Origin of the sequence: Neptuniibacter sp. QD37_11 (assembly GCF_047778105.1) — a bacterium.
Lineage (GTDB): Bacteria > Pseudomonadota > Gammaproteobacteria > Pseudomonadales > Balneatricaceae > Neptuniibacter.
On record NZ_CP180552.1, the window covers coordinates 2,956,647 to 2,970,806 of the forward strand.

Annotated in this window: 9 protein-coding genes and 3 tRNA genes; 3 read left to right on the forward strand and 9 right to left on the reverse strand. The window is 45.3% G+C overall.

The window, feature by feature from the left end; all coding sequences use genetic code 11:
- Positions 1-19 precede the first annotated feature (19 nt).
- The 6 genes from ACMXYT_RS13855 to ACMXYT_RS13880 form a co-directional block, all read right to left on the reverse strand.
- Positions 20-95: transfer RNA gene (locus tag ACMXYT_RS13855), tRNA-Lys, on the reverse strand.
- An 11-nt stretch (positions 96-106) separates the two neighbouring features.
- Positions 107-182, reverse strand: a tRNA-Asn gene (locus ACMXYT_RS13860).
- Between the two features lie 17 nt (positions 183-199).
- Positions 200-287 (reverse strand) — tRNA-Ser (locus tag ACMXYT_RS13865).
- 177 nt (positions 288-464) lie between these two features.
- A complete protein-coding gene (locus tag ACMXYT_RS13870; RefSeq protein ID WP_415901129.1) occupies positions 465-2,114 on the reverse strand; it encodes an electron transfer flavoprotein-ubiquinone oxidoreductase in 1,650 nt (549 codons plus the stop codon).
- Between the two features lie 40 nt (positions 2,115-2,154).
- Complete coding sequence (locus ACMXYT_RS13875) at positions 2,155-3,933, reverse strand: acyl-CoA dehydrogenase (protein WP_415899148.1); 1,779 nt, start codon at positions 3,931-3,933, stop codon at positions 2,155-2,157.
- A 207-nt stretch (positions 3,934-4,140) separates the two neighbouring features.
- A complete protein-coding gene (locus tag ACMXYT_RS13880) occupies positions 4,141-5,199 on the reverse strand; it encodes an AraC family transcriptional regulator (protein WP_415882356.1) in 1,059 nt (352 codons plus the stop codon).
- Between the two features lie 282 nt (positions 5,200-5,481).
- On the opposite strand from ACMXYT_RS13880, the gene ACMXYT_RS13885 reads away from it, so the two are divergent.
- From ACMXYT_RS13885 to ACMXYT_RS13895, 3 genes are all read left to right on the forward strand, one after another.
- On the forward strand, positions 5,482-7,353 hold the full coding sequence (locus tag ACMXYT_RS13885) for a DUF1302 domain-containing protein (RefSeq protein ID WP_415899149.1): 1,872 nt from the start codon (positions 5,482-5,484) through the stop codon (positions 7,351-7,353).
- Positions 7,354-7,381: 28 nt separating this feature from the next.
- Complete coding sequence (locus ACMXYT_RS13890) at positions 7,382-8,722, forward strand: DUF1329 domain-containing protein (protein ID WP_415899150.1); 1,341 nt, start codon at positions 7,382-7,384, stop codon at positions 8,720-8,722.
- A 183-nt stretch (positions 8,723-8,905) separates the two neighbouring features.
- Positions 8,906-9,742 carry a S1 RNA-binding domain-containing protein gene (locus tag ACMXYT_RS13895; protein WP_415899151.1) on the forward strand — a complete coding sequence of 279 codons (837 nt, stop codon included), beginning with the start codon at positions 8,906-8,908 and terminating at the stop codon, positions 9,740-9,742.
- A 104-nt stretch (positions 9,743-9,846) separates the two neighbouring features.
- Here the strand turns inward: ACMXYT_RS13895 and ACMXYT_RS13900 are convergent, their stop codons facing one another.
- The 3 genes from ACMXYT_RS13900 to ACMXYT_RS13910 form a co-directional block, all read right to left on the reverse strand.
- Entirely contained in the window at positions 9,847-10,581 is a 735-nt protein-coding gene (locus tag ACMXYT_RS13900) for a glutathione peroxidase (RefSeq protein WP_415899152.1), read from the reverse strand.
- Positions 10,582-10,720: 139 nt separating this feature from the next.
- Positions 10,721-12,826 carry a putative bifunctional diguanylate cyclase/phosphodiesterase gene (locus ACMXYT_RS13905; RefSeq protein WP_415911584.1) on the reverse strand — a complete coding sequence of 702 codons (2,106 nt, stop codon included), beginning with the start codon at positions 12,824-12,826 and terminating at the stop codon, positions 10,721-10,723.
- Positions 12,827-13,098: 272 nt separating this feature from the next.
- Positions 13,099-14,127 carry a succinylglutamate desuccinylase/aspartoacylase family protein gene (locus ACMXYT_RS13910; RefSeq protein WP_415899154.1) on the reverse strand — a complete coding sequence of 343 codons (1,029 nt, stop codon included), beginning with the start codon at positions 14,125-14,127 and terminating at the stop codon, positions 13,099-13,101.
- Positions 14,128-14,160: the final 33 nt, after the last annotated feature.

Here is a 14,160-nt window from a genome sequence, read left to right on the forward strand (position 1 = left end):
CGCTAAAGAAGTTTAAGAGTGGTGGGTCGTATAGGATTCGAACCTATGACCAATTGGTTAAAAGCCAACTGCTCTACCGACTGAGCTAACGACCCAACTCTTAAGATGGCTCCCTGAGCTGGACTCGAACCAGCGACCAATAGATTAACAGTCTACTGCTCTACCAACTGAGCTATCAGGGAACTGCTGTTCCAGTAAATGGCGGAGGGATAGGGATTCGAACCCTAGGGCCCTCTCGGACCGCTGGTTTTCAAGACCAGTGCTTTCGACCACTCAGCCATCCCTCCGCAGGAACGGCGCGTATATTATCGCAATGAGTTTTTGTGTCAACTAATTACGTACTGTTTTTGCAAAAAAACTGATTATTTTTCAAAGTTTTTTCAGTTTCTGGAAATTCGACTAAAGATTAACCAGAAACGATTAAAAAACAACCGGATAAACACGCCTCACCGGATTTCTACAAACTACATATTTGGATAATTTGGTCCGCCCATACCTTCTGGGACCACCCACTTAATATTTTGGGCCGGATCTTTAATATCGCAGGTCTTACAGTGTAGACAATTTTGCGAGTTTATTTGGAATCTTTGTCCCTGTTCATCCTCAACCACTTCATACACTCCCGCAGGACAATATCGCTGCGCAGGTTCAGCATAAGTCGATAGGTTTGAACCTAAAGGAATACTTTCATCCCTTAACTGAAGATGGCACGGCTGATCCTCTTCATGGTTGGTATTTGAGAGGAACACTGAACTGAGCTTATCAAAGCTGATTTCACCATCCGGTTTTGGATAGCTAATTTCTTTACACTCAGAGGCAGGTTTTAATTGCGCATAGTCAGCATGAGTATCATGCAGCGTCAATGGAATTTTGCCGCCAAAGATATTCTGGTCGATGTAGTTAAAGGCACCACCTAACAACGGACCAAACTTATGCATGGCAGGGCCAAAGTTACGTGAGCGGAATAATTCGTCATACAACCAAGAGGATTCAAACTTCTGTGCATAACAGCTCAGCTCTTTACCACCCTCGCCCGACTGAGTGAGCTCATCGAAAATTGCTTCTGCAGCCAGCATGCCCGACTTCATTGCAGTATGCGTACCCTTAATCTTCGAGAAGTTAAGCGTACCGGCATTACAACCTGCAATGATGCCACCCGGGAAGGTCATTTTAGGCAGGGCATTAAAGCCGCCTTTCGTGATCGCCCTAGCACCATAGGAGACGCGCTTACCGCCCTCTAGGTACTGTTTCAAAACTGGATGATGTTTCATGCGCTGAAACTCATCAAACGGGCTTAAATATGGATTGGAGTAGTTCAGATCGATAATCAAGCCAACAACCACTTGATTACCCTCGGTGTGATAGAGGAAGAAACCGCCACTCGCGCCATCACTCAATGGCCAGCCTGAACCATGCACAACTAAACCAGGCTTATGCTTATCAGGATCAATATCCCACAGTTCTTTTATACCCAAGCCATAATGTTGAGCATCGGCGTCTGCTGCCAGATCAAAGCGCTCGATAAGCTCTTTACCTAAATGCCCACGACAGCCTTCTGAGAACACCGTGTATTTAGCATGCAGCTCCATACCCGGCATATAACTATCTTTCTGCTCACCAGACTCAGTTAGACCCATATCCCCCGTCGCTACACCCTTAACGCTACCATCTTCATGGTAAAGAACTTCAGCTGCAGCAAAACCAGGGAAGATTTCCACACCAAGCTGCTCAGCCTGCTCTGCCAACCAACGACATAAGTTACCCAAGCTAACAATATAGTTACCATTATTATGCATCGTTTTAGGAACCAGCATGTTCGGCACTTGGGTGGCTTTTTCCTCATCTTTGAGCATATAGATCTGATCTTCGGTCACCGGCGTATTTAACGGCGCCCCCTGCTCTTTCCAATCAGGAAACAGCTCATCTAGAGCGCGAGATTCAATGACTGCGCCCGATAATATATGCGCCCCAACTTCAGAGCCTTTTTCTACCACACAAACCGTTAGTTCTTTTTCCGCTTCTTGAGCTTGCTGCATCAAACGGCAGGCTGTGGATAATCCAGCAGGACCTGCTCCAACAATGACTACATCAAACTCCATTGATTCACGCGCCATATCACTCATAACTCACCTCTCTCACCTATATGGCGTCTACTTAAAACTGCTCTTCAGAAAGCTGCATCACCGCATCACCACCCGCCATGACTGCGCTCAACAGACCTGACGTACGTGGTAGCAACTGCTCTACATAAAAGCGCGTCGATACAATTTTGCTTTCTAAAAATGGTTGATCGCTTTCAGGATCATTTAGCTTAGCTTGGGCAATACTGGCTGATTTAACCGATAACCAACCACCACATAGATAACCAAGCAACATCATAAAGCTGACGCTGGCTGAACCCGCTGCGGCTTGATCTTTACTCGCGGTTTCCAATACCCACTTTTTAGCGTCTTCTGCGTGGGCAAGGGCATCTCGGGTAGCGCTAACCATATCTTGCAGTTCAGGTTCGGATATCTGATCAAGATCGCTAGCAATTTCGCTCAGTAGATCAGTGAGTGCAGCACCACTATCTACCAAGGTTTTTCGACCGATCAGGTCTAAAGCCTGAATACCGGTAGTACCTTCATAAATCGTCAGAATACGCGCATCGCGATAATGCTGCGCAGCGCCTGTTTCTTCGATAAAGCCCATACCACCGTGCACTTGTACTGCAAGATAGGTCATCTCTTGGGCTAACTCTGTCACCCAACCTTTAACAATCGGCGTGAGAAGATCCGTTCGTGCCTGATGTTTAGCTCGCTGTTCACTGTCCTGAGCATTCTGACAAAGGTCACTTTCGGCGCGAGCAACGTAAGTTAATGCACGCATTGCTTGAATACCTGATTTCATCTGCAACAACATGCGACGTACATCAGGGTGCTTCATAATGGTGACACGAGAGCCATCTCTTAATGTGCCTTGCACTCGCTCTTTGGCATATTCCAACGCCTGTTGATAAGCACGTTCAGAAATTGCTAAACCTTGCAGGCCCACACCTTGGCGTGCATCGTTCATCATAGTGAACATGCATGCGAGGCCATTATTTTCCTCACCTACCAAGTAACCAATTGCACCATCGTTATCACCAAAACTCATCACACAGGTAGGACTGCCGTGGATACCGAGCTTGTGCTCAAGAGCAACTGCCGATGCATCGTTGCGCTGATCAGTCATTTGGCCATTTTCATCCAACAGGAATTTTGGCACGACAAATAGAGAGATCCCTTTTACACCGGCCGGAGCATCAGGCAAACGCGCTAATACCAGATGAACGATATTCTCAGTCATCTGATGATCACCCCAGGTGATAAAGATCTTTTGGCCAGTAATTCGGTAGTGATCACCTTCTGGTACAGCACGCGCTTTCAGCGCGGCCAAGTCGGTACCTGCATCAGGTTCTGTCAGGTTCATGGTGCCCGTCCACTCACCGCTGATCAGCCTAGGAAGGTAGTGCTGCTGTAGCTGTTCACTGCCATGTGTTTCCAACGCTTCGATAGCGCCCTGAGTCAGCAGAGGACATAAAGCCCAAGCCAAGTTGGAGGACTGCCACACTTCGTTAACCGCAACAGAGAGTGCGTTAGGCAGGCCCTGACCACCGAATTCAGGATTAGCCGCAAGCGATGGCCAGCCACCCTCACAAAACTGTTGGTAAGCATCAGAAAAACCCGGTGTTTCCTGTACTTGGTTATCAACTAATTTTGCACCTTGCTGATCACCAACAACATTTAGAGGAGCAAGCTGTTCCGTGCCTAGTTTAGAAGCCTCATCTAAAACCGCTTCAGCCAAGCCTTCAGCAAATTCTTCTAGACCTGCTGAATGACAAATCTGTTCTAACCCCACCAGCTCATTCAAGACAAAAACACCATCTTGATACGGGTATCGATAATCGCTCATTGTATAACTTGCTCCGTCTTAACCTGCTTACCGCTTAGGTCGGCTCAGGCTTTTTATTGTAATAACTCGACGTTAATTCACATTGGGAAATGCTATTAACATAATCGTTCCAGCGCCCAGATCCAGCAATAACAATTCACACCTCAATGACTAACAAAAACGTTCTAGAAACAAAAAAGGCCCTATAATTAGGGCCAATTTATAGCATTAAGAATCAGCTAATTGCTGGCAATAGCTATCACTACGCCGATATTCCCCTGGAGTCATACCTGTCCATTTTTTGAATGACCTAAAGAACGCGGAGGGCTCTTCAAATCCCATCAGACCCGCAACATCATTGATCGATAACTGCGGGGAATTCATATAGTTAAGCGCAGCTAGCTTGCGACACTCGTCCTTTATCTTTTGATAGGAAGTATCTTCTTCCAGCAATCTACGCCGCAGTGTCGATACTGACATATGCAGTCGATACGCTACTTCTTCAGCACTTGGCAGATCCTGACTAAAGTCCTTACCAATCAAAGCCACCACTTGGGACTTCAAACTGGTGTCATCATCCACCATTACGATCAGCTGATAAGGAGCAGTTTTTAAGAAACTACGCAAAGTCTCAGGGGTTTGAACAATCGGAAAATCCAAATAACGCGCAGGAAAAACGATGGCATTATCATGCTGATCAAATTTAACTTCTGACTGAAAAAGGGTTTTGTATTGCGCCACATCGTCTGGCTCAGCAAAGGAAAAATAGGCTGCTTTCAGCTCTAATCTTTTGCCAATTAGCCAACATAAAAAATGCTGCCACATCGATAGCGAAGTTCGAATACGCCCTGGTATTTCGTCTTTTAAAATCTCTTCCATAGAGACTTCAGCCGCGTCCGTTGTGGTAAACGAAACCTTGGCAAAACGGCCTTTGCGCACCAGATAAGGTTTAACTTTTGTGCCGCGACAGATCTCATGAAAATCACTGGCACGATAGATCGCTTTCTCTAGCGTTGTACAGTGGATTAAGCAATGACACATCATGCGGAAGGTTCCATTTGGCACCTTACCGCCACTCAACATTCCGAAATATTCGTCTTGAGCGATGTAATAAATGCGCTGATAGAGCAAACCAAACTTATCCGCTGGAAATTCAGTCTGATTACCAATTTCGGCCGGATCGATACCGACATGGGTCAACAGCTGTTCAACGCTGAAGCCTTGCTCTTCAACTAATTGCAATAAGTGACGGACGTACCCAGCGGGTACGGTAATTTTACGCTCCATGACTCTCTAACCTATTTTGTTCTTATTTTTTGATGAAACGCACTTCCCTTTCTTATTCATGAACTATTATGTTAATAATTTCAAGCTAACGAACTATTTTGTTAATAACTTTGCCCTCAATTGTTATTGAGAGATTTTCTTAACCCAGTGAACATGGATAGCGTTAAAGACTCTGTAACTACTCTGTAGAGCCCGTTTTATGAACCTACCGAGTAGCCGCAATGGATTTAGATAGAAAACACAATTTGCGCCTTAAAAAAATAACAACGCTAGGTGAACGAAATGGCAACAAAAAACCGGATTTTGCGTCGCAGCAAAAAACCATCCTCGGTGTTTACACGCCAACTACTGCCGTTACTAATTGGTAGTGCAGTAGGCATAAATCAGGCTCAAGCAATTGAATTTAATCTGGGTGATATTGAAGGTCGCTTTGACTCTCAGATCTCAATGGGTGCGAGCTGGCGTATGGATGACGCATCTTCAAAGCTAATTTCGCAAGGAAATGGTGGTACTAGCCTTGGCTCAGGTAGTTACGATGACGGTAACCAGAACTTTGATAAAGGTGAAACCTTCTCTCAAATCGTGAAAGGTGTACACGACCTTGAACTACGCTATGAAAATATGGGCGTTTTTACCCGGGCTAAATACTGGTACGACGCTGAACTGGAATCCGGTTCCAGAAACCATGGCCACTCGCCTAACCTTTATGATCCCGGCGAAGAATTAGACGATTCTGGATTTAATGATTATGCCAAATTTGGAGGTTTCGAAGTATTAGATGCCTACTGGTACGGCGCATTTGATTTAGGTGAAAAACCACTCGATGTACGTATTGGTCGACAAGTTGTTAACTGGGGTGAAAGTACATTTATTCAGGGCGGTTTAAACGCTATCAACCCATTTGATGTCAACGCCTTCCGTCGCCCTGGCGCAGAAGTTAAAGAAGGCCTACTTCCGGTAAATATGGCCTTTGCTTCACTAGGACTTACCGACAATTTAAGCATTGAAGGTTTCTATCAACTTAAATGGGAACCAACAGCGATCGACGGTTGTGGTACCTATTTCTCCAACAATGACTTCGTTGGAGAGGGTTGCGACGGCATCCGAGTACAAGGCGATAGCTTAGCTGCGTTAGGTGTTAACGTTTCTGACCAAGCATATTTCAATACCCTGAATGCCGCAGGCGCTTGGGCAGCAACAGGTATAGACCCGGTCGTTTACCGAAATGCAAATGGCAGAAGAGAAGCTGATGACGATGGTCAGTTTGGTTTCTCGCTAAGGTACTTTGCTGAAGAACTAAACAATACTGAATTTGGTTTCTATGCAGCTAAATATCATAGCCGCCTTCCTGTAACTAGTGGTGTAAATACTACGGTTGCCCCTGCCGATATCGCTTTCATTGGCGCAGCAGCTGCTGTTGTATCTGCATTTGACTCCGAATATTTCATTGAATATCCAGAAGATATAGAAATGCTCGGTTTAAGTTTTAATACAAATATTGGTGATATTGCTTGGTCTGGTGAAATCAGCCATAAAAGGGATGTCCCGATGCAGATTAACGGCCCCCTATTGGTAGGTGCGATTCTTGCGCAAAATATTGGTGGTGTTGGTAATACCGCAGCCGACAACCTTATAAGCTCTGCCGGTCTTGGGGGGGAAATTTCAGGTTATAGTGAATTTGATGTAACCCAAGTTCAAACTAGCTTTGTAAAATTCTACGATCAAGTGCTTGGTGCAAGCCGTTTAACCATGGTAGGTGAATTAGCTTGGACTCACGTTCATGACCTTGATGAAGGTGCTAATGCCTTGAAGTATGGCCGTAATGGCGCATATGGTTATGCTGCTGGTGATACTGAAGGCTTCGTAACCCAAGACTCTTACGGCTACGTATTGCGAGCTAACCTAAACTATCCAAACGCTTTTGCCGGTGTAAACCTAACCCCACAAATCAGCTTCAAACACGGTTTAGAAGGTTATGGTCCACAACCAGGTGCAGGGTTTAATGAAGATGAGAAAACCTTAGGTCTAAGCCTGACCGCTGATTACCTAAATAAGTATCAGGTTCAGCTTTCTTATACTGACTTCTTCGGTGGAGATTTTAACTCTATAGAAGATCGTGATTTCCTATCAATTAGCGCATCCGTTTCTTTCTAAGATCAGCAGATAAATGGAGATATACACTATGTTTAATACCAAGAAACTTCTGCTGAGTTCGGCGATTCTTTTTGCCTCGGCAAGCGTTTATGCCGCAACACCTGAGCAGGTAGCTCAATTGGGCAATCAACTAACCCCGATCGGTGCGGAAAAAGCGGGTAATGCAGCAGGTACGATTCCGGCATGGACCGGCGGTTTAGAAAGTGGTTCTGATCGATACAGCAATCCGTTTGCAAGCGAAAAGCCACTATTCACTATCACTGCAGCCAATGCTGATCAGTACAAGGATAACCTTACACCCGGCCAGATGGCGATGTTGCAGAAGTATTCTGATAGTTACTCTATCCCTGTGTACCCAACCCATCGTACAGCCGCATTACCAGCAGATGTTTATGCTGCAGCAAAACAGAATGCTTCCAGCGCAGAACTAACCGATGGCGGCAACGGCCTATCAGGCTTTGAAACAGCAATCCCTTTCCCAATCCCTGAAAACGGTTTAGAAGTTATCTGGAACCACATGACTCGCTACCGTGGCGGTGCATTGGAAAGGACTTTTGTGCAGGTACCTGTGCAAGCTAACGGTAATTTTACTGCGGTAAAAATTAACGAAAAGATGTCTTGGCCGAGCGCTTTAGAAGGCGGTTCTGACGCTAAAAAAGATAACAATATCCTGTTTTACTTTGTCCAGCGCGTTAAAGCACCTTCTCGCCTAACCGGCAACGTGTTACTCGTTCATGAGACGATGAACCAGATTGCACAACCTCGTCAGGCTTGGACTTATAATGCAGGTCAGCGCCGTGTTCGTCGTGCGCCTCAAATTGCATATGACGCACCGGGCACAGCCAGTGATGGTCAACGTACAACTGATAACCTCGATCTATTCAACGGCGCTCCTGATCGCTACGAGTGGAATCTTGTTGGCAAACAGGAGCTTTACATTCCATACAACAGCTTCAAACTAGCCGATCGTGGATTAAAGTATGAAGATATCCTTCAACCTGGCCATATGAATCCAGAACTAACGCGTTATGAGCTACATCGCGTGTGGAAAGTAGAGGCAACGCTTAAAGATGGTGAACGTCATATCTACGCGAAACGTACATTCTACATTGATGAAGATAGCTGGCAGATTGCTGTAGTCGATCACTACGACGGTCGAGGCGAGCTATGGCGTGTAGGTGAATCCCACCAGTTCCAATACCGTGATGTAAATGTGCCTTGGCTGACTGCTGAAGCGCTTTATGATCTTCAATCTGGTAGATACCTAGTGGGTAGTTTGACGAACGAAGAAGGCAATGGATTCGACTTTAGCCAACGCTTTAAACATAAAGATTTTACCCCACAGGCGATCCGTCGCATGGGTAAATAAACCAGATCCATGCAAGCAAGTAGCGTAAACGAATAATCCTATCTTATTCTGATACGCAGAAAGCCTCCTTATTTTTAAGGAGGCTTTTTTCGTTTTAGAGCTTTTATATTGAGCGATGGACTAGGATAATACTGTGCTTAGCAGCGATGCTGCTCCATCTACTCATTATCGAAAGGTTTTCCCATGGCCGCTATCGGCAAATACAACACTCTGGAAGTAATCAAAGAGAAAGATTTTGGCGTTTATCTGGATGCAGGTGAACTAGGCGAAATACTTTTACCTAAACGTTACTGCCCAGAAGATTTAGAAGTCGGCGACAGTATCCGCGTATTTATCTATCTTGATACCGATGATTATCTGATTGCGACCACGGAAACACCTAAGGCGATCGTTGACGAATTTGCCATGCTGAAAGTCTCAGAAGTAAACGATGTAGGTGCTTTCTTAGACTGGGGTCTTTCCAAAGATGTGCTTCTACCTTACAGCGAGCAAAAGAACCGCCCTGTTGAGGTTGGTAAGCGCTACCTTGTGCGTTTGTATCTAGATAAGAACACTAACCGTATTGTGGCATCCACTAAGATCGATAAATTCTTGGATAAAACACCACCTCGTTACAAAGCAGGCGAGGAGGTTCAGTTGGTCATTGCCAACCGTACCGACCTAGGCCAAAAAGCGATTGTTAACCACGAGCACTGGGGCCTGATCTTCCGTAGCGATGTATTGAAAACGGTTTACCCTGGCCAAAAATTTAAAGGCTACATCAAAGAAGTACGCGCGGACGGCAAGATCAACCTTTCCATGCAAAAGCCGGGATACAGCAAGGTTGTAGATACCGTACAGCAGATCCTAGATATGATGGATGAGCAGGAAGGATTTATCACGATCAATGATAAATCCTCACCAGAAGTGATCTACAAGCACTTTGGCATTAGTAAAAAGGCATTCAAAATGGCTGTCGGTGCTCTACTAAAACAAGGCAAGATCACCATTGAGCCGGGCGGATTGCGCTTAAAAGATTAAGATCCCTCTTGATAAAAATGAGAATAAAATGAAAAAGCCGTAGCAGATCTGCTACGGCTTTTTTGTTTCTCCTATTCATCCTTAACCTTTCTAAAAACGTCGGTTTATCCCTTCAACCACGCTTCAAGATCATCAGCACCGCCAATCAATTCACCATCGATAAAGATCTGCGGCGTTGTGCCGTGCCCTGAAACCGCTTGCAACGTGCTGAAACTTACTCCGTGGCTACCTAGCTCAATCGCTTCGTACTTGTAACCGTTGTCAGTCAGCGCTTTCTTAGCACGTGTACAGTGCGGGCAACCTGGCTTACTCAATACTGTTACGCGTTTTGGCTGTTCCGCTTGCGGATTGATGTAATCCAGCATGGTATCAGCATCAGATACTTCAAACGGGTCGCCTGGAAGGTCAGCCTCGATAAACATCTTATCGATCACGCCATCTTTCACCAGCATGGAGTAACGCCAAGAACGCTTGCCAAAACCTAGGTTGTCTTTATCGACCAACATATCCATCGCTGCGCTGAACTCACCATTACCGTCTGGGATAAAAGTGATGTTGTCTGCATGCTGATCTTCAGCCCAAGCGTTCATTACAAATGTATCGTTTACAGAAAGGCAGATAATGTCATCAATACCATTTGCTGCGAATACTGGCGCAAGCTCATTGTAGCGAGGCAAATGCGTGCTAGAACATGTTGGTGTAAATGCACCCGGCAGTGCGAATACAATTACGTTCTTACCTGTGAAAAGCTCTGCAGTCGTTACATCAACCCACTCATTACCCTGACGAGTGTGAAAAATTACTGCTGGGATATTCTTACCTTCGCTATTCTGTAGCATGACTTATTCCTCTAAATGTCGCGTCTGGATGACTTGCGTTTCGTTAGAGTTAATATAGGCGAAAACGTTGAATAAAAATAATTAAACAAAACTAATCGACTGATAGCCTAGAGCTATATGGAGATTTTCTATACTAAAATTAAGAGTGAATCTCTTTCGGAAGGAATTCTAAGAATTGATCGAAGGGTACCGGACGCCCAAGGAAATATCCCTGAACATAATCACAACCAAACTCGCGAAGCATATCTAGCTGTTGCTGGTTTTCAACACCCTCAGCTACGACTTTGATGCCCAAGGTTTGACCCATTTTGATGATTACCTCGACCAGCGTTCTGTCCTGCTCATCATCCAAGAGATCAATCACAAAGCTACGATCAATCTTCAAGTAATCCGCAGGATAGTGACGTAGGTAGTTAATTGCCGAATACCCTGTACCAAAATCATCAATAGAGAAAGCGATACCTTGCTCACGCAAGCGTTTGATCTTATCTAACTGACTATCGCCACCTTCCATCAACAGCGACTCGGTAATCTCAAACACCAGATTGCTGTGATCCACATCGTGACCATCAATAATCTGCAACCAACGGGCGTCAGCATCTTTCGGGAAAAATTCTGCCACAGAACGGTTAATCGAAATCTGCATTTCGATACCTGCCTGCTTGAACTTATCAGACAGATGGCAAGCCTCATCTAAGATCCATTCACCTAGGCTGCGAATAGCGCCTGTCTGTTCTGCAACTGGGATAAAATCTCCAGGGGAGACTATACCTCTAATAGGATGAATCCAGCGTACAAGTGCCTCACATTTGGCAATTTCTTGGGTACCCAAAGCAACGATAGGTTGAAGGTAGAGCTCAAACTGCCCTTCACGCAAGCCTGCCAGTATGTCGTTATGCAACTGGACATGATGCTTCACTTCCTGACTCAGTGCTTCATTGAAGAAGAAAATTCTATTTTTACCGGCACGTTTAGCTGCGTACATCGCACGGTCAGCATTCTGCAATAGCTGCTGCATGCTATGTCCATCTTCAGGGTACATAGCAATACCTAAACTGTGTGTAACCGAGAGGTACTGACCATCAATAAGATAAGGCTCACCCAACTCCATCTGAAGTTTTTCGGCAAGCAATTCAGCCTGAGTCGCCGATTCAATATCACGCAGAATAATAACAAACTCATCACCCGCTAGACGTGCGAGCAGATCATCACTGCGTACAATGCTGCGCATGCGCCCTGCAAACAAACGTAAAAGTTCGTCTCCGGTGTGATGCCCCCAGTTATCATTAACCTCTTTAAAGTAATCGAGATCGATAAAGAACAGCGCAAACATATGATTATGACGTTGATGATCATAGATCATTGCCTGCAACTGCTGGCCGAAATGGTAACGATTTGATAAGCCGGTCAACGCATCATAGTTTGCACGGTAAGTTGCCGTTTCGATCGCTTGAAGCTTTTCACGGTAATTCAGAGCAATCAGGTAAGTAGCCATAGCCAAAACAAAGCTAACCAACAAGCTAATAAGCCAATAGCCCAGAACTTGTCTGTTTTTAACCTGCCATCCACCTTGCGGATAAGCAGCTAACTGCCAACGCCCCAATGGTAGAATAACATCAACGGTTACCGCATCTGGGTGGAAGGTTTCTTTATTACCAAAGAACACATCACCATCGACACCTAAGCCATCACTACCTCTCAAGGCTATCTCATTGCCCCAAAGACGAATATCTATCCCAGCTTTGTGCAACAGGTCTTCATCATCGATCACAGCTGAGACAATACCCCAAAGCATATTTCGATCTTCACCCACAAATACTGGGACTCTAGCGATAAGAGCTGTACCTCCTTGGACGAGGTTTACTGGACCGGAAAGGATAATTTCATTGCGCTTGATCGATTCCATAACCGCTGGTAGTTGATCAGGAAGCTCTCTGTAATCTAAGCCTAACGCGGCTTCATTACCTTTAAAGGGATGGATATTGGTGACCACTAAACCGGGCGCTAAGGCTATATGCCGAATGCTTAGTTTTGTTTGTAGGTACTCTTCCACAAGGCGAGAAAATTCACCTTGGTTGATATCAGAATTGATTGCCACCTCAGCTCGTAGCCCCCTCAATACAACAAGGTGAGCATTTACTTCGCCCTCTAATCGGGCGCCTAAGGTCAAAAGATTTACAAATGCCTGCTGTTTAATGTTTTCGCGAATACGCTCAAATTCATGACTCACAAAGAAAGCTGACACCAGCATCACCACCCCAAAGACAATCGCAGAAAATGCGAAAGGGTTTTGGGTAAGCGACTTTAAAATGCGCGGCATCATGAGTAATACAAGCTCTCTATACAATCAATTAATCACGTTTTAGTGCTTAGTGACTATCCAGCAGATGTTATAAGACCTTAGTTATACAGCTTTACCGCTGCATAATAAATAGATCAGAATGCCCGTTTATAAATCGATTTTCTCATTTTCCCGCGCAATTTTAGATTGCAATCAAGCTTAATCTTTTCAATTAGTTAAGTATCGACGACCTCATGTTCAGTTTCCGCTGCGGCATATAATAAGCAATCACTGAGGGCGATATCTGGTCGAGTGGTAATCATAAAGAGCTTCAGTGGCTGTGCAGTGACGAGTAGATTGCCCTTAATATCAAAGAAACGAGAAAAAACATCAGCCCCTTCAGCGTCATGAACTTTTAAGTTTTGCTGGCAAGTACCGCCCCCCAACCAAGCGATTAAAGTACCCCGTTCTACTGATCCAAAGTTAAATTGATCTAATTGCGTAGGTACGGTCAGGTCGGTCCCGATCACATAACTATCAGCAAAGGCGATCGTCGTTTCCGGCTGAAGCTCTAAACGAACTGGCTGGCGGTACAGATCTAGATGGTGACCGTGCTCTAACTGCATTACCTCCTCTTGATAGAGAAATTTTTGTAAACCTTGCCACGCGATCTGATTGGCCGTTTGATCTTTAGCTCCCCCACACTCGATGGTCGCTACCGGACAGCGACGCGTACTTCGCTCCATCAACGCGCCTAAGCGCAGATCGGTTACCACTAAACGCTCACTAAAAATGGAGACGAGTGCTTCATGTGCTTCGCTCACATAAGTCACTACGCCAAAATCTGGGCTATGCCCTGAGGTGTTATGAATATCGAGGATGCACTCAGGTTGATAATCCTCAAAAAGCTCTAAGATCTCTTCAGCAAGTTGCCCCGGTGCATCCGTAAAAGGAGGGAAGAAACAACGGTTCATATCCCGCTGCCCAGGATATACGCGGTTTTTATACATGGGTTCCAAAATAGCAGCAGGAACAGAGGGTATAAAACAGAGCAGATTAAACAGCGGCTTTTGCTCCTGCTTTAACCATTTGTGTAGCGCATTAAGGCCAGAGGGTTCATTTCCATGCAATAGGGTCACTAAACCACGGGTACGCTCGCTCCGCTCCCCTTCGACATAGATCATCACCGCTTCGCCCATCTCTTTTAAGAACGCTTCTGGGCTTTCCAATAGTTGCTCAGAAGTAGGATTTATCAGCGTTCTCATACCCTATGCCCTTCCATATAAAGCGCCTCCACA